The sequence below is a fragment of the Hymenobacter metallicola genome, assembly GCF_004745645.1.
In the GTDB taxonomy this organism is placed as follows: Bacteria; Bacteroidota; Bacteroidia; order Cytophagales; family Hymenobacteraceae; genus Hymenobacter; species Hymenobacter metallicola.
Genome location: NZ_SRMB01000002.1, coordinates 22,553 through 38,828, shown reverse-complemented (window position 1 = coordinate 38,828; position 16,276 = coordinate 22,553). Strand labels below are relative to the sequence as shown.

Sequence of the window (16,276 nt, the reverse complement as noted above, 5' to 3'; positions counted from 1 at the left end):
AAAGAGCTGGGTTATTTGCTGAAGCGCCGGGTCAGCTTCTGGTTGTCTTTGGTGACGATAACCAGGGTGTAGAGCCCGTTTTTCAGGCTTTCCACGCTCAGGCGGCCGTTGCGAGGCGTGCCCGAAGCCACCACCTTGCCGCGCCCGTCGACAATCTGGTACTGGCTGCCGCTCAAGTCCAGCTCGGTCTGAATGTTGAGTTGAGTTGTAGCCGGGTTCGGGTACACATCCAAGGATTTCGAGGGCGCCGCCGTCACTTCGGCCGCCTCCGGAGCCGCCGTGCGCGCCGCTCCCGACTTCGTAATGCGGATCCAGTTCAGGTTCCAGCCCCCGGCTTGGGCAAACACGCCGAAATTGTAGGTGCCCGCATTCACGTTCACCGTTTGCGACACGGTCGTCCAGTTCTGCCAGCCGCCGGTAGCCGGGATGGCCACACTGCCGAGCTGAATTGAGCCAGCATTCAAATCGGCCGACACCCGGCCCCCGCTGGCGCCGCTGGCCACGCGGTACTCAATCGTGTAAGTGCCCGAGGTCGGGAAGTTGATGCTGTTGTAGGCCATCCAGTCGTTGGTGTCAATCCACCCGACGTCCTGGCCGCCGCCCGTATCCGAGCACCCTTCCAGCTGCACGCCGCTCATGGCGCTGTAGTTTTCCGCCTGAATGGTAATAGAGGAAGTGGGGGGCGGGGTGCTGGTTTTCTGGTACACCCGCACGTAATCCACGAACATGGTGGCCGGCAGCTTGCTTTCGTCTACCGTCTGGCCAGGCCAGTTGCCGGCTACGGCCAGGTTCAGCAGCAGGAAAAAGGGCCGCTGAAACTCCTCGGTGCTGCCCGTGCCGCCGCTGATGTTGATTTCGTGGTACTTCACCCCATCCACAAACCAGCGGATATAGGCCGGCTCCCATTCTACGGTGTAGACGTGGTAATTTTCGGGCGAGGTGATGATGTTGCCGCCGTATTCGGCGTGGCCGTTGCTGTCCCAGTGTACCGTGCCGTACACCTTATTTTCGGCGTTGATGTGCTCCATTACGTCGATTTCGCCGCAGGCCGGCCAGCCGACTTGCCCGATGTTGGCGCCCAGCATCCAGAAGGCGGGCCACAACCCCTGGCCCAGGGGCAGTTTCATGCGGGCCTCAATCTTGCCGTAGGTAAACTGCTTCAGCCCCTGGGTTTTCATGCGGGATGAGGTGTAGGGCATGCCTCCCACGTTTTCCCGGCGGGCCGTAATCATCAGGTCCGTGCTGTTCACGGTAGCGTTGGCCCGCTGGTAATACTGCTTCTCGTTGTTGCCCCAGCCGCCGCCGCCGGTTTCGAACACCCAGTTGGAGCTGATGCTACCGTTAAATTCATCGGCCCAGACTTGCTGGTAGGTTTGGGCTTTGGCCGGAACGTTGCACAATGCCAGGAAGGCCGCGGCCCGCCAAAGCGTAGTAAGAGTTTTTTTCATGATTGGTGGGATTGGTTGGAAAGAAAAAAGGACGCACACGCAAGTCTCCGCTGGGCGAAGGCCAGGAAGAAGGGTAAACTCAGGAAGCGTGATAAGGATGGCTAAACGACAGGGCGAGCGGCTAAGACAGCCAGGCAGCAGGGCGGATAAGTCGGTAGCAGTAGGGGTGGTGTAGCCAAATATACCCTTTTTAGGGAGTCAAAAGCAAGCCGCTAAATAGGTTTAGCAATCCTTGCAAGCTGTGCCAAGCAAGCCGCTACACGCTTAGGACACACCTTGTTGCCAAGCGTTAACCTAGAAAAACGGCCAGATCTGGCCTTTTAAGGCACAAGGGCCTACGTTTAAAAAACAAGCAAAAAACTTCGTCGAATGGATTGCCTTATTGCTATAATTTTAAAAGAGGCGTTTAAATAGTATAAATACGGTAATACGTGTCGGCCGGGTATGAACGCTGCTACGAGGGGGACCAGAGGCGGCCAAACGCCAACGAGGCTGGCCCGCGCACAGACCAGCCTCGTTGGCTTAATAGGCTCCGGGCATGGCCCGCACCGGGCGGGAATTAGGCCTGCTCCTGGTACTTCGACTTGATGAAGTCCAGCATTTCCTGGATCTGCTCGTCGGTTTTCTGTGCCTGAATTTTCCACAGGGCGTCGATGAGCAGCAGCAGCAGACTGACTTCCTTGTCGGCCTCGGCGTAGCCCAGCTTCTGGAAGGCGCGGTGCAGCAGGGCTGGCACCGGCTGCAAAAACCGCTCGTGCTGCTTCTGGGCCACTTCGCTGTTGGTCAGGCGCGATTGTAGCTTCCAGAAATGGGGCTCTTCCTTTACCAGCTTATAGGGCAGCTCGATTACGCTGTGAATCAGGCCCAGCGGGTCGCGCTCTTCCAGCCACCCCCGGTTCGACTCAATAATCCGCTTATAGCCGTTCTTAATGATAAATTCCAGGAGCTGTTCCTTGGAACCGAAGTACTTGAAAATAAGAGCTTCCGAAACGCCCGCCTCTTTTGCAATCAATTGCGTGGGCGTGTGCTCGAAGCCCTTGTCGCCGAATAGCTGCAATGCTACCTGGGCAATATGCTGCTTACGGTTCGTCATGGGCGCGTGTGGGTTTGGCCGGGCGAAACCCGGCGGGTGCTGTTAGTCAGCAAAAAGGGCGGATGGAATGTGCAGAAGTAACCAAACAACTGCGGTGGCGCTGGCGGCGCTACCGCACGCCCCAGACAACCTTGCAAATCTATCAATCTGCAGCTTGCCAACCACAACCATAAGCCGGCAAACTACAATAGTTTTACCATCGGCCGCCAGTGGCGGTTTGCCTACAAGACAAAAAAAGCCCCTGCATGGTTTTGCAGGGGCTTTCGGTAAGCGGGCTGCGGGCAGCCAAGCCGTTATCTAGGGCCGGCGGTTCAGGGCGTTCAGGTCTTCGAAGGCCTGCTTCAGACGGGCCACGAAGGTGTCTTCGCCTTTGCGCAGCCACACGCGCGGGTCGTAGTACTTCTTGTTGGGCGAATCGGCGCCGCTGGGGTTGCCGATCTGGCCCTGCAGGAAGGCTTCGTTCTGCACGTAGTAGTCCTTGATGCCTTCCCAAAACGCCCACTGCAGGTCGGTGTCGATGTTCATCTTGATGGCTCCGTAGCTGATGGCTTCACGGATTTCCTCCTGTGAGGAGCCCGAGCCGCCGTGGAATACGAAGTCGATGGGCAGGGCTTCGGTGATGTTATGCTTTTGGCGCAGGAACTCCTGGGAGTTGTGCAGAATCTTGGGCTGCAGCTTCACGTTACCGGGCTTATACACGCCGTGCACGTTGCCAAAGGCGGCAGCAATGGTGAAGCGGTTGCTTACTTCGCTTAGCTGCTCGTAGGCGTAGGCCACTTCCTCGGGCTGGGTGTAGAGCTTGCTCGAGTCCACGTCGGAGTTGTCGACGCCATCTTCCTCGCCGCCGGTTACGCCCAGCTCGATTTCCAGCGTCATGCCGATTTTGGCCATGCGCTCGAGGTAGCGCTTGCAGATTTCAATGTTTTCCTCAATTGGCTCTTCCGACAAGTCCAGCATGTGGGAGCTGTAGAGGGGCTGGCCATACTGGGCGAAGTGCTTTTCGCCGGCGGCGAGCAGGCCATCAATCCAGGGCAGGAGCTTCTTGGCGGCGTGGTCGGTGTGCAGTACCACGGGCACGTCGTAGAGCTCGGCCATCAGGTGCACGTGCTGGGCGCCCGAAATAGCGCCGGCAATGCTGGCGCGCTGGTCGCCGTTGGGCACCGATTTGCCCGCGAAGAACTGCGCGCCCCCGTTCGAGAACTGGATAATAACCGGCGAGTTGACGGCCTTGGCCGTTTCCAGCACGGCATTCACCGTGTTGCTGCCCGTTACGTTGACGGCCGGCAGGGCGAAAGACTGAGCCTTGGCTACTTGAAACAGGGACTGAACTTCGTCGCCGTGGAGCACGCCGGCGCGCAAGCCGGTAAGCGTTGATTCTGCCATTGAGGGAGAGAAATTAGGGTGCAAAACAGAAGTGGAGAGTGGAAAGCTACGGCAAGGCGGGCTAACGTCAGCGGGGAAAAACCGGGCAGGAATGCAGCATTCCGGCCCGAAAGTCAACCGCTGGGGTCGGCCCTAAGAGTAAGGCAACTACGCGGGTACTTCTCAGAAAGCCTCTAAAAAAGCACCCCAATGTTCCGGGGCTGCTGAGCCCCGGAACTGGGCTAAAGATAAGGCAGATTTCAAACAAGCGTGGATTTAGATAGGAAATTGGCTCTATCTTCAGCCCCGGCATCTGTCCACCCAACTTTTCTGTGCATGGCAAACCGTCGGGCCTCCATTACTGATTTAGCAAAAGCCCTTAACCTGTCGGCTTCTACCGTATCCCGGGCCCTGGCCGACCACAACGACGTTAGCGAGACAACCAAGGAGCGGGTACGGCAGCTGGCCAAGGAAATGCACTACCAGCCCAACCAACTGGCGGCCGCCCTGCGCCGGGGCCGCAGCAAAACCCTGGGTGTGCTGGTGCCCCACATTACCGGCAATTTCTTCCCGCACGTGGTGCACGGCATTGCCACCGAAGCCAGCAAGTCGGGCTACAACGTGCTGATTTGCCAGTCGGATGAGGACGTGCAGCAGGAGAAGAAAAACATTGACCTGTTTATGCATGCCCAGGTTGAAGGCGTGCTGGTGTCGTTGGCCAATACCACCCAGGATTTCACCCATTTCGACGCCGTAAAGGACCAGCGTCTGCCCCTGGTGTTTTTCGACCGGATCATCGAAGGCTTTCAGGGTCCCAACGTGAGTGCCGTGGTGCTCAACGACTATCTGGGCGCCTACCAGGCCGTGTCGCACCTGATTGAGCAAGGCTGCACCCGCATTGCCATTTTCAGCGGGCCGCTGCATGTAAATATCAACAAGAACCGCTACCAGGGCTACCTCGATGCCCTAGAAGCCCACGGCCTGCCTCTGCGCCCGGAGTACGTGTCGCACCACGCCGATATTAACCTGAAAAGCGGTACTCAGGCCATGCGCAAGCTGCTCCGCCTGTCGCAGCGCCCCGACGCGGTGTTTGCTTCCAACGACCTAGCTATTGTGGGGGCTATGCAGGTGGTCAAAGAGCAGGGGCTGCGCGTGCCCGAGGATCTGGCCCTAGTGGGCTTTAGCAACGAGGCCTTCACCGAGCTTACCGAGCCTACTCTAACGTCAGTCGACCAGCGTAGCGAGCAAATGGGCCGCACCGCCGTGCGCCTCTTGCTCAAGCTGCTAAACCGCCCCGCTACGGCGGCCCCGCTCAAGCCCGTCGTGCTGGAGCCCAAGCTCATTATTCGGGATTCATCGGTGCGGCTGCGTAAGAAATAACCCAGCTCCCAACGGCTAGTGTAGCCAAATGGATTCCACGTCGACGTGCAGCGGCGCGGCGCCCGGGGCCACGGCCTCGACCAGCAGTTGCAGCACTTCGGTATCGGGCAGGCGTAAGGCGGCAGCGGGAGCCTGGAAATGCAGCGGCAAAAAGCCGGGGTAGGGCCGGGGGCTCAGCAGCAAGGCGCTGGGCTGAAAAGCCCGCAGCGGAATTCGTACTTCCTGCCACTCTGTCGTCAGCGCCACCGGGGCGGCAAATGCGGCGGCATCTTTGGTAGCTAGTACGAGGTGCACCCCCACGGGCTGGCTGGCCCGCGCCTTCACAACCACTGCCTGAAAGTCCCCTACGTCCGGCTGGCGCCCCAGCAGCTTGTCGGCGTAGTAGACGCGTAAGCTAGCCGCGGGCCCTGTTTCCACGGGCTTCGGTTCTTCCGCTTTGGAAGCGTTCTGCACAAAACGCAGGGCCAGGGCTCCGGTAGCTTCGGTGGTGATATACTCAGTCCAGGTAGTGCGGTGCAGGCCGCGGGCTTCGATTTGTTCTTTGTCGGCAGCGGCGCTGAACAAGTAAAGCGGCGTTTTGGCTCCTACCAGGGGCACTTCCCAATGGTCCCGGGGAAAATAGTCCCAGTCGCGCGGGGAGCCGGCAAAACCGCCGGGAAACGTGAGCTGCGCCCCGGTGGCTTTCTTGAGCACAATCCAGTAGCATAGCAGCCCCGCATACGTCAGCTCGGCTGGCACGGTCGCCTCCACCGTAGCATAGCCCGGGCGCCGCATAGGCAGCCGCAGCGTGCGGCCGTAGTAATGCTGCGCCAGCAGAAAAACGCTGTCGGCCGCTCCCAGGCCCGTGAGCGTGGCCCGAATAAGTAGTGGCTGCCCGGCCGTGGCCTGGGCTACGGCCGTGTGCCGCACCTGCGGGCCTAGCGTGGTGGGAGCCGGGGCCGCAAACTCGCCCAGGCGCAGGTTGCCAAATACAGATTGGGAAGTCCAGGCTCCGGTGCTCTTACCCGAGGCGGCCAGCAAATACACGCCGGGCCGCACGCTCACCCAGCCAGCCGTAGCTTGAGCGGCGGCATTGTTGCCCTCATTGAGTCCGCGTAGGCGAAAGCGGCTGCCCAGCTCGGCCAAGGAAAGGCGCAACCGCTGCTCATTCCACAGAATCTGAGTGACTGGCTTTTGCAGAGAAGCGGTTTCGAATGGGTCCCGGATGGGCACCGCGTCGGGCAGCACTTCCAGGCGCCAGATGCCCGGGGCCAGTCGGTCGAGGAAATAGGCGCCGCTGCCTTCGTACTGCGCTACCGGTGAGCTGCCCACGCCCGCGAGGTGCCGCAGGCGGTTGGCGCGCCGGGGCTGGGTTGTAGTAGAAGCCGTGTAGTAGAACTCCTCGTCGGTGTTCATCTCGCTCAGCCCCTGGCGGTAGCTCACCCGAAAGGCGTCGAACACGGAGTCGACCGGGTAGCGGCCGAAAGTCTGGCCCCGGCCCACTTGCCGAAACACCTTACCCGCAATGAGCAGGCTCAGGGCTTTGGCCGGGGTGTAAGCCAGGTTCAGGTAGTGGGTCTGGTACTCGGTGTTGGCAAAGGCAATGGCCATGGGGTCGTAGGCAAACTGGGTGGCCCACTGGAAGCCCGCCTCCCGAAAGCTGCGGGCCATAAACGGATACATGACCGGCTGGATAATGTCGCCCGACTCAAACTCGTAGACCATCTTGGCCCGGCGCTGAAACCGCGGGTCGGTGCGGTACGGGATGGGGTACTGGTCTACGTAGGGCAAAAAGTTGCCGCGCAGGGTATGCCCGCTCACCAGTCCGGACGGGTACCACTGAAACGTCAGCCCGTCCACGTTGGCGGCCAAAATAGCTTCCGCTACTTCCGGGTTTTCGGCAATGTTGTAGAAAATGGGTTTGCGGTAGCCCGTAGCTCGCATGGCCGCTACCATCTTGTTGGCAAAGGCCGTTACCGCGGCTTCGGGCTGGTGGTAGCGGGGCTCGTTGCAAACCTCGTAGGCAATGATGTCGGGGTCTTCGCGGTTGAGCTGCTGGGTGTAGGGGTTGCGGTGGTTCAGGAACTGGGTCAGGTAATTCTCCTGGGCCCGGATGGCCCGCGGGTTGGTATAGGCCTGCACCTTGGAGTACACGCTGGAAAAGCCCGTGCCCGAGTCCTGCTCCGGGTAGCCGTTGTTCCAGTAGGCAATAGGGGTAAGGATAATCTTGATGCCCCGCTGCTTGAGCTGAGCCACTAAATGGTCGAGCAGGCGCAGGTGCTCATTCTGCTGCAAGTTGCCCAGCGTGTCGGTTATTTCCACGTCCCAGACGTGGACGCGGAAGGCATCGACGCCCAGCCGGGCAAGGTGGTACACATCCTGGGTTATGGCTTTTTCGGCCTCGGCTCCCACGGCGCGGCTGGCCCGGTAGGCGTGGGCAAACGGGGCGGTGTAGTTTACCCCGAACAGGGCGACTTCCCGCTTGTTCTGCTGCCAGCGCAGCACGCCCTGCGGGTCGACGAAGACGTCACCGGCGGGCAGGCGGGCCGCGGCCGGGGTTTGTGCCGATACCAGCTGCGTAGTTCCGAGCAGAACTACCAGCCACAACAAACGGGTCAGAGACGAAGCCATAGAATAAAAAAGGCCCTCAGTGTAGTACTGAGGGCCTTTTTTGGTGGTCGTATAAGGACTTATCAAGTGCCTTTCGTTTCCCTCCATAGCCATCAGATACCACGCTGGGGCGGTGTAAACGGCTTTTTTCATGCATCGGATGGAATCTGTTGGAAACCAATTGCGTGAAATCTGCCACTGATTTATGCCACTGACCGCTGCATGCCCGGTGACCGGCGTGCATACTCCTGCAGGAGCTTCATCGTGTCGACACCCACATAGTGGTTGAAGCTGCTCTCAGTGGTGTGGCCAGTAGACTGCATCACCAAACGTGAAGGTACACCCTGATAGAGCTTCAAGGTTACAAAGGTTTTTCGGCCCAGCTTTGTTGTAAGGGGAAGTCGGGTCAGGCCGGCCAGCTGCTGCACAAATTTCAGGAACTCATTCACCCGGTAACAGGTCGGCAGCAGCAGGTCGCCTGGTGCCCGGCCTTCGTACTTGCCAGCCAGCTCTACCATGTGGAATAAGTCGTCGTCGTAGAAGGGGATGTAGCACTCGTGCTGGTTTTTGCCGGCTTTGATGTGAATCATCTGGCCTTTTACGTGCTGCCAGGCCAGTTGCTCTGCGTCGCTGATGCGCAGGCCTGTGTAAGCACATTCCAGAAACTTGTCGCGGGCTAGCTCGACGTGCGCGGCCCAGGCCTGGTAGCGCTGCAGCTCGGGCGAGTGCATCGTGCTGTAGTGCTGTTCATGGATCTTGAGCAGTTGCTCCTTCACCTGCTCCGAGGTGAAGTCAATTTTGATTAGGCGCCGCAGCTCATGCTCCGTCAACGCATCCACCCCCACGTATTGGGAAGGCGACTGGAACTTGCGGTACTTCTTATTCACGTCCAGTTCCTGCTCCTCCTCGCACCAGGCCAGGAAGGTTTTGAGTCGGCTGATGTGCTTGCCAAAGGTGTTGATTTCCTGATCCAGCTCATCGAGCATATACGCCCGGAAGTCAGCGTAGAAGTCATTCGTCATTTCCTGCAGGCTGAGCTCTACCTGCCGGGCCTGCGCATACCCTTCGAATCGGGAGCGGGTAGCACCTAGGCCGTCCAGCGTGCTCTTCGCAATTTTGCGGTAGGTGTTCGGGTTCAGCTTCTTTTCATATGCCTGGATCCACTGGTCCATGAGCTGGAAGAACTGTGGCCGCGACTCATCGATGTCGGGCTCGGCTGCCGGCGCTACAAAGGCTTGCACGGATGGTGCCGGCTGCAGCAGGTTCTTCAGGATGCCATCCAGTTCGGCCTTATCCAGTCGGCGTCGCTCTTGCTCGGCCGTATACAGAGCCTGCTCCGCCGCTTCGGAGATGCTGTTGAGCACCGGGTTGATGTGGTTATAGTGGCTGCCCTTTTTGGGGAGCACCTTTGACTCGGCTTCATCCCAGAACTCGGGCCGGCACAGCTGACCGGAGCTGATGCGCAGGCGGTTGCCCTGCCAGCAGATCGTGACCTGGATGGGAGCAAAGCCCGTTTGGTTCAGCAAATCCTTACGGAGTTGACGAGTAATTTTCATTGGTGGTGCTTGCTTTTTCGAAGCACTCCGCTGTAAACAGAGGAGATAACTATAACCTTATCTTGTATTTGCACACATCAACATTCTAGGTTCCTAATTGGGTGTTGACTTATTTATAGGTTATGTTGCCTTTGGCTTGCTACTGTGCTGGAGTAGTCGCAAAAGAAAAGGTGTAAAGTTTACTTAAAAAGCTATTCCTTGCTGTTAAAATGGATGTTATAAGAGACTTGTGCTGAGTTATATAGTCTTCATCAGTAAAGACTGCCAATGTATCTATCAGGGTATCACGCAATTCATCGAAAATCGCTTTATTCTCATTCGCGACATCGTGATCGATACTGTCAAAATAGGTAAGAAAGCGGCGTTCGAACTCATTGAGGAGTCGATGAGTCGCTTCTACCGCTCGCTTACGTGAAACTGGCAGGACAGGAGTAGCATTCATCACTGCCATGGCTTCCTCCAAATCAGTAAAGAAGCTAAGAATGTATTCACGATTAGGTTCGATTAGCAGCAGTCTCACCCATTCCTGTTTAGCAATGCGTTCTTGTTGTTGAGCTGCTCGCACTTGCTCCTGTGTTTGAATATGGGCTGCCCGCTCTTGTTCTTCTTGTTTGATTAACGCTGCTCGATGCTGCTCCAAGCGTTGCTGCTCATAGTCCCGTTTGTCCTTATCCTGCTGATATCGATAAACAAAAAACGCTATCAACACACTCATCAAGGCGATGATTGAGTTGATAGCGTCGCTTAGTTTAAACTCCCAAAAGCCAGGTTCAGGAACTGGAGCTGGGGGAATGTAAAAGACGATATGCATTGAGCCAGTAAACTATCGGCTCAATGCGCTGCTCTTCCGCAGAATGCGTTCAATAGCTAGCTGTAAGTTGTCTTTGACCTGATATTCTCCTTTGTTGTCAAAGCTAAACTTCTGCCAGAAGGCAGATGCACCCATTTTCTTCACGATATTACGGAAGAACTCCTCCAGAAAGGAAGGGTTGATTGAGAAAGTATCCTCGGGGATTCGAACAATTACATGATCAGCTGATTCTGCCAGCTCATCAACGCGGGATTTCTTACGCACTTCTTCTCCACGGTCACGACCAGTGTAGACGAGGGCGCCAGCAGTGCGGTAATCGGCTAAATCAATTAAAACGTCCTCTTTCATACTGTTAGTGCGGTTTGAGGTGATCGGCAGTAACGTAGACGTCAGCATAAAGTAAGGTGCCAGGAAAATACTGGGATGCAAAGGTAACAAATTTCTCGTCAGGCTTTTCTTCTAGAGAACCAGCCTTGTTGAAGGTTATTACAGTGTGTGTATCGCCTTTATCGTTGAGCTTATCTTGCAGATGGTGAGTGCCATCGAATTGGATACGGGTGTGTCCTGATATTAACGTCATCACAGACCTTTTGTTTGACTCCTTGCTACGAAGATCTAAGAAGTCCCGAATGAACTGGATTGTGCCGTTCCCTCTATGAGGGGCGACACTGCTCACCCCGTCTTGGAGAGCATATAGGGTCCAAAGGGTCTCTTCCTCGAAAGGAGCATCTTTAACCCCAAACCAGCTTTTCTCGGTGTAGCGTTTTGATAAACGCTGCATTTCAGGAAGAATATCCTTGTTTTTACAATCATTCGGGTCTTTCAACCGCTCATAGATCGTTTTGCCGAAGTTTAAGATTACACACTGGAAACGCCCAGAATGTTCCCCATTACCGTTGAGTTCATTGAAATGGCCTATTGAATAGTTGTACGGTAGGGAAGAGTGGTCTTCAGCATTGGCAAGTACCTCACCAATGATGTCGCTGAACCGCTCTCTATCCTTCGCATTCAGCTTCTTATCGAATCGAGCTAGGCAAGCTTGCAAATACTGCACGAGCTCAGTAGTTGTGATCTCTTTTGTACCCTTCCGGTGGGGAGATTTGTAGCGAGTTCTTAGGGGGCAAGAAATGATGTCTGGGAATGTAGCATTTATTCCTTGGATAACCTGGCCTGATCCGGTGCTTTGTAAAAACTTTCTTACTTCTCTACTATGCAGCATTATTGCATCAATGATGCGAATGCGCTTAAGATCAGCTCCAAGCTTACGGGTGCGTTTATAATGGGCAATAAACCGGGTCAAAAGGACGTCCATACAGACAGACGCATCCAAGTCTATCCTAAGACATTGCCCATAATCCAGTACAAGGTGCGTATCATCGGCCTTGTGTAGGGCATAGAAAAGCTTGCGCAGGAAGGCAAAGCTTTCTACTGGATAATGAGTTAGAGAAAAAAACATGGGGACACGTAGAGGTTTGCCGTCCAGCTTCTTATCAACGATCCCTGGAGAAAGCTTTCGATAGTGTTTCAAAAGATGCTCCAGGGTGCTGTCGTAGCGGGGGAGGTTTCGCTTTGTACGTGCCCACCTCGTCGCCTTAAGTGGATCAGGAAGGGTGTCCTGATATACTTTATCCTGGCGTCGAACACTGTTTAAAAAACGTTTTTGCCCTCGAGCAGTTGCCCTTACTTGTTTTTGATGTGATCCCTTACTCATAGAAAAGATAACCAAAGGTGCTTATAGCGGTAGTCGGGCTACTCCACGCTTAGCTTTTGCTGGAGCGAATGTGCTAGAACAGCGTCCTTCGTAGTGTTGGGGTGGACAATTGTTAAAAAAGTATGAGGATACCGTGCAGCTTCGCAATTTTCTGTATGAAACCCACCACAGACTATAGCCTGTAGCGAAGATACCGGCAAATATGTCAACAGCCTTCACTACTTCTTAATTGATCATGATCTTCCCACCGCCACGGCGGGCCCTGGATAAGCGGGTCAGTGGGTACAAATAAGTTAGTTCAGTCGGTTATCGCCGCCACCCGCAACCCCAGCATCTGGGGCCTCTTCGGCAACTTGTTGCGCTGTAAAGGCTTCCATTGATACTCTGTCGCTGATGCCGAAGCCCTTGAAGATGACCACCACGGCCCACAGGGAAAGCAAGAATTCAGTGCCGAGCAGGAAAGCTTTGAGTGGAGTATCGTAGTTCCTGTCGAAGGGTAGCGGGGTAGGGCTGAACACGCTTACAAGGTAGACCAAGGCCATGATGAGCGTAGTGGTCAGGAAGATAACTTTGACCCACATGAGTCCCCTGCGCAGGCCAAGACCGAACAAATACTGAATGCCTATGTAGAGCACGAGCAAGAAGGCTAGTGCCATAAGTAGCGCTTCCGTGTCAGTTTTGGTAATAGCGAACTTCAGAACTATCCGAGTATAGAGTGTTACTGCCACCCGGATGACGGCAAACACACAGCTTGCGAAGTAGAGGTTGGAGGCTAGAACGTTGTTCTGGCGAATAGCTGGATGCATCAGTTCGGCCGGTTATAGCCGCCCCCCGCAACCCCAGCATCTGGCGCTTCGTCAGTGTCTGGAAGGTCAGTAGGCGTTTCCTGCGATATGTGATGCATTTTTTTTAGAGCATCAACCTCTCCAAATACAAAGGTTGCTAACGCCACGGTATTTTCATTTTGGTGCTCAGGAGTCTTAAGCATAACCGCAAAAGATTCTATCATAGCGTCAATCTCAGTGTGGTCTCCATCTTTATACTTTTCGATGGCTTTTTCGAACTGCTTGTAAAATTCGCTGTCTTTGATCCGCTCACGAACTTCGTTTGCCTTCTCTTTAGCGGATTTACATGCTTGAGCAGGCCTTGTTTCACCTAGTCTAGTTACCAGACGTGTCGATAAAGTGCGTCCTGCTCGAATGAATAAAAATCTGAGAAACTCTGGCTGACGTGTTGGAATTTCGGCACTAGGGTAGAATAGTTTAGCGAAGGCAATGACTTGATCGGCAGTAGCAGTCGAATCGAAGAGTACATCAAATCCACGTCCTGAGCGGTCAAAGTGAGCCGCTTTGTTCCGTATTCGCTGAACTATGCGAAGAGCATCTACTTCTTCATCATGTATTAGTCCGAATGCATGTGCTATAAGTATTCTGGAGTCAAAATCACCAGCAGGTTGGCGATGAGCTAGGATTTTGTCAGCCTGTTCTGGGCTTGTGCAACCAGCATTTATAATCAGACCAAGCAGCTCCTCATAATAGGTAGCTAGTATTAGAATCACCCCTCGGTCTGATTCCTTCTCTAGTAATTCTGTAATTTTTTTAGGCAACCCTGCAAAAGCTGCTATTCTAGGAGGTTTATCATTTGCCCCTCCTGGCGACTTCTTGCTCATGATATTCTACTTGCTGAGTTTCTCTTTCTTCACTGCTAGACATGCAGTGGAAGAACCAATTTAATTCGGCCGGTTATACCCCCCACGCAGCAGCACGAGCATCTCGTCCTTAGCCGCAATCAGTGCATCCTTCAGAGCCAGCTGCTCCCGGAGCGACTGGGCCTCCTGGCGTGCTAGGTCACGCTCGGCCCGGTAGGTATCGCGCTCCTTCTCACAGTCGGTGATACTGTAGTTGTTCTGGGTGGCTTTGCCTCCAGCTATGTTCACTGCGTTCTTTTTGCCCGAAACGTTAGTCTGGGTTTGCAAGTCACCAGCTTCTTCCTTGAAGGGTTTGCCTTCCCCAGTCACAAGCCAGTATGCATCTACGTTGCTAAAATGCTTAAGCACTTTAGCTAAGTATTCATGCTTTGGAGCTAATTGCCTTGACCCGATATAATTGTTTGTGTTGCCTGTGCTTTCGCCGATTTGCTCGCTAAACGCCCTTACGCTTTCTGAGAGCGTCTCTATCAAAAATTTAAGTCGCTGATTAATAGTGGTTTGTTGCACTAGTGTATATTTTATTCAAAAGTGATTACGCACTTGTGCGTATCAATCGTATGTTTGTGTGGTGTACAGTACTCAGCAACTGCAAGAAAGCAATTGCGCGGTGAATTGTGCCAAACACAAACATGACTGAGCGTCAGAAATACCTTCGGCTCCTGTCGATCGTCATCGAAGACCTGCCCACCAGCGCCATCGACACGGCCGTGCGGGCGGGCTACGAAGCTACCACTACCATGCTGGCCAACGTGCGCATCGGGCGCGTGATGAACCTGGAGCACCTGGTGGCGCTCATCGGCTTCGGCCTGCCCGATTTTCAGATTCCCGAAGAACTGCTGCCGGTGGCCCCGGCCCGGGTCAGTGTGCCCCTGCCGCTCAACTTATAACCGCTATTTCCTCACTCTTTATCGCTCAATCCTATGCGCCTCAACACCGACGCCCCGGCCGGGCCGCGTAAGCCCTGCCTCCGCGACATGGCCACGCTCGTCAACGAGCACCTGCCACCCGCCGTGGTACAGCTCACGCCCCTGAAGCAGCTCAAGCGCCGCCTGCGCGAAATCGACGCCACCCACCCGCAGTACCAGGAAGAAACTCCGCTGGTGCTGGCCTACGAACAGCGCCGCCGCGCCCAGCTGGGTGGGCAGCTCCAGGTAGTCACCTCCCAACGGGCGTCGCAGGCATGAAAAAGACCTTTACAACCCCCGTTTCGCTCACCGATGCCCGCACCGGCAAGCGGGTGCGCGTGCAGGAGCTGCCCGCCGGCAGCGCCCTGGTCGCCGCCCCCGAGCCCATCCTGGGTTACTGCTACCGGCAGGGCCACCTGACCGTGTACGTGAGTGGCCCCATGCCCGCGGCCCTACGCTCGGCCCAGGAAGAAGGTCGCACCCAGGACGAGGTGCTACTGGTGGACGCGCTGCCCGCCGGCATCCGCGAGATTGACCTCACCGACTGCCGCCGCGAGTTCCGGCTGCTCTTACCCCAGGCCGCCTGATGGAAACCCTGCCCGGCCCCCGCAACCTCTACGCCTCCGTCGCGGCGCTGCTGCGCGGGCTTGGCTTCACCGTCTGGGAGCAGGCCGCGCCCACGCCCAGCCTTTCGCTGGTCACCGGCACCTGGACCGGCCTCACCGGCGAGCAGTTCCACTTCCAGTACGCCCACCATCACCCCGCCGGCGGCCCCGTGCACTGGGCCGGGTGCAGCATGGGCGTGCTGCCGGCCGGGGCCACGCAGCCCACGGTCTGCTTTGCCACCACTCAGGTGCGCCGCCTGCGCGAGGTGCGCCTGCTCTTACTGGCCAACGACCAGTTCGATGCCGCCCGCCAGCGCCTACTGGCCACCCATCCGCTACCCCATTCATCCACTTCCTCGACTGCCCTGCCATGTCCGTCGATGCCAACCAAATAGCCACCAAGGGCGACCTGGAACAGCTCCTGCTCAAGCTGGAGCAGCGCCTGGCCGCCGCTCAGCCCGCAACCCCAGCCGCCGACGAGTACCTCACCCTGGACGAAGTGGCCAAGGCCACGCGCACCAGCGTGCGCACCGTCAAGAAATGGATTACCGAGGGCAAGTATGACCTGAAGGGCAAGCGCATCACCCTCTTCGCCCTGGAGTTCTCCGACGGCTACTACCGCGTGCCCCGCGCCGCACTGGTGGCCTACGGCTCCAAGATGGGCTTCACGGCCGCTGATCTGACCACTATTCCGCCCCTGCGTCTGGCCTCGTAGGGCGCGCCACTGCTATGCACTTTCAGACCATCACCCTCTATACCTCCGACCCCACACTGCCCCAGGCCCTGACGGCGGCCGAGCTGCTGCGCCTCAAGACCGGCCTGCCCGTGCAGCTGCTCTCGCTCAAGCACCTGCCCGTGGCCGACCCACGCCAGCGCCAGCGCGCCCGCCTCGAGCACGAGGCAGTCGCCCTGCGCGGCCAGCTCCAGGCCGTGGAGTTCGTCCTGGAGCAGGGCCGGCAGAATCCCGTGCGCTACGCCACCGACCTGTGCCTGGCTCAGGAAGACAAGCAGCGCTACGAGCGCCGCCTGCACCAGGTGCAGGGCGAGCTACTGCTGCTGCAAGTCAAAGCAGGAGAGGGGTAGGCCCGGCGTGGGTCCAACTGGACCC

18 protein-coding genes are annotated in these 16,276 nt (G+C 56.6%); 7 read left to right on the top strand and 11 right to left on the bottom strand.

Annotated features, from left to right (window positions below; translation table 11 throughout):
- Positions 1-11 precede the first annotated feature (11 nt).
- The 3 genes from E5K02_RS10965 to fbaA all read right to left on the bottom strand — a co-directional run bounded on the left by E5K02_RS10965 (position 12) and on the right by fbaA (position 3,924).
- Positions 12-1,448 (bottom strand): carbohydrate-binding protein, encoded by a 1,437-nt coding sequence (locus E5K02_RS10965; RefSeq protein WP_135394856.1) that lies wholly within the window; start codon positions 1,446-1,448, stop codon positions 12-14.
- Positions 1,449-2,007: 559 nt separating this feature from the next.
- Positions 2,008-2,541, bottom strand: coding sequence for a TetR/AcrR family transcriptional regulator (locus E5K02_RS10960; protein ID WP_135394855.1), 534 nt, complete (start codon positions 2,539-2,541; stop codon positions 2,008-2,010).
- A 297-nt stretch (positions 2,542-2,838) separates the two neighbouring features.
- Positions 2,839-3,924, bottom strand: coding sequence for a class II fructose-bisphosphate aldolase (gene fbaA / locus E5K02_RS10955; RefSeq protein WP_135394854.1), 1,086 nt, complete (start codon positions 3,922-3,924; stop codon positions 2,839-2,841).
- A gap of 315 nt (positions 3,925-4,239) precedes the next feature.
- Here fbaA and E5K02_RS10950 point away from each other — a divergent pair, with 315 nt between their 5' ends.
- Entirely contained in the window at positions 4,240-5,283 is a 1,044-nt protein-coding gene (locus E5K02_RS10950) for a LacI family DNA-binding transcriptional regulator (RefSeq protein WP_135394853.1), read from the top strand.
- A 15-nt stretch (positions 5,284-5,298) separates the two neighbouring features.
- On the opposite strand, the gene E5K02_RS10945 is transcribed toward E5K02_RS10950, so the two are convergent.
- The 8 genes from E5K02_RS10945 to E5K02_RS10910 all read right to left on the bottom strand — a co-directional run bounded on the left by E5K02_RS10945 (position 5,299) and on the right by E5K02_RS10910 (position 14,006).
- Positions 5,299-7,893, bottom strand: a complete 2,595-nt coding sequence (locus tag E5K02_RS10945) for a cellulase family glycosylhydrolase (RefSeq protein WP_167856365.1) — start codon at positions 7,891-7,893, stop codon at positions 5,299-5,301.
- A 182-nt stretch (positions 7,894-8,075) separates the two neighbouring features.
- Positions 8,076-9,428: a tyrosine-type recombinase/integrase gene (locus E5K02_RS10940; protein ID WP_135394851.1), complete on the bottom strand. Its 1,353-nt coding sequence runs from the start codon at positions 9,426-9,428 to the stop codon at positions 8,076-8,078.
- Between the two features lie 139 nt (positions 9,429-9,567).
- A complete protein-coding gene (locus E5K02_RS10935) occupies positions 9,568-10,239 on the bottom strand; it encodes a hypothetical protein (RefSeq protein ID WP_135394850.1) in 672 nt (223 codons plus the stop codon).
- 12 nt (positions 10,240-10,251) lie between these two features.
- Positions 10,252-10,587 carry a DUF4325 domain-containing protein gene (locus tag E5K02_RS10930; RefSeq protein WP_135394849.1) on the bottom strand — a complete coding sequence of 112 codons (336 nt, stop codon included), beginning with the start codon at positions 10,585-10,587 and terminating at the stop codon, positions 10,252-10,254.
- A 4-nt stretch (positions 10,588-10,591) separates the two neighbouring features.
- Positions 10,592-11,950, bottom strand: coding sequence for a hypothetical protein (locus tag E5K02_RS10925; protein ID WP_135394848.1), 1,359 nt, complete (start codon positions 11,948-11,950; stop codon positions 10,592-10,594).
- A gap of 293 nt (positions 11,951-12,243) precedes the next feature.
- On the bottom strand, positions 12,244-12,756 hold the full coding sequence (locus E5K02_RS10920; RefSeq protein ID WP_135394847.1) for a hypothetical protein: 513 nt from the start codon (positions 12,754-12,756) through the stop codon (positions 12,244-12,246).
- Entirely contained in the window at positions 12,756-13,619 is an 864-nt protein-coding gene (locus tag E5K02_RS10915) for a hypothetical protein (RefSeq protein ID WP_135394846.1), read from the bottom strand. Before E5K02_RS10915 ends, E5K02_RS10920 begins: the two co-directional genes overlap by 1 nt.
- Positions 13,620-13,679: 60 nt before the next feature.
- Positions 13,680-14,006, bottom strand: coding sequence for a hypothetical protein (locus E5K02_RS10910; RefSeq protein ID WP_135394845.1), 327 nt, complete (start codon positions 14,004-14,006; stop codon positions 13,680-13,682).
- A 281-nt stretch (positions 14,007-14,287) separates the two neighbouring features.
- Here E5K02_RS10910 and E5K02_RS10905 point away from each other — a divergent pair, with 281 nt between their 5' ends.
- Genes E5K02_RS10905 through E5K02_RS10880 form a run of 6 tightly spaced genes read left to right on the top strand, consistent with a single transcriptional unit; the run spans position 14,288 to position 16,251 of the window.
- A complete protein-coding gene (locus E5K02_RS10905) occupies positions 14,288-14,545 on the top strand; it encodes a hypothetical protein (protein WP_135394844.1) in 258 nt (85 codons plus the stop codon).
- A gap of 33 nt (positions 14,546-14,578) precedes the next feature.
- Positions 14,579-14,842, top strand: a complete 264-nt coding sequence (locus tag E5K02_RS10900; protein ID WP_135394843.1) for a hypothetical protein — start codon at positions 14,579-14,581, stop codon at positions 14,840-14,842.
- A complete protein-coding gene (locus tag E5K02_RS10895) occupies positions 14,839-15,150 on the top strand; it encodes a hypothetical protein (protein WP_135394842.1) in 312 nt (103 codons plus the stop codon). Before E5K02_RS10900 ends, E5K02_RS10895 begins: the two co-directional genes overlap by 4 nt.
- Positions 15,150-15,563: a hypothetical protein gene (locus E5K02_RS10890; protein ID WP_135394841.1), complete on the top strand. Its 414-nt coding sequence runs from the start codon at positions 15,150-15,152 to the stop codon at positions 15,561-15,563. Before E5K02_RS10895 ends, E5K02_RS10890 begins: the two co-directional genes overlap by 1 nt.
- Complete coding sequence (locus E5K02_RS10885; RefSeq protein WP_135394840.1) at positions 15,539-15,883, top strand: helix-turn-helix domain-containing protein; 345 nt, start codon at positions 15,539-15,541, stop codon at positions 15,881-15,883. Before E5K02_RS10890 ends, E5K02_RS10885 begins: the two co-directional genes overlap by 25 nt.
- A 14-nt stretch (positions 15,884-15,897) precedes the next feature.
- On the top strand, positions 15,898-16,251 hold the full coding sequence (locus tag E5K02_RS10880) for a hypothetical protein (RefSeq protein ID WP_135394839.1): 354 nt from the start codon (positions 15,898-15,900) through the stop codon (positions 16,249-16,251).
- Positions 16,252-16,276 lie beyond the last annotated feature (25 nt).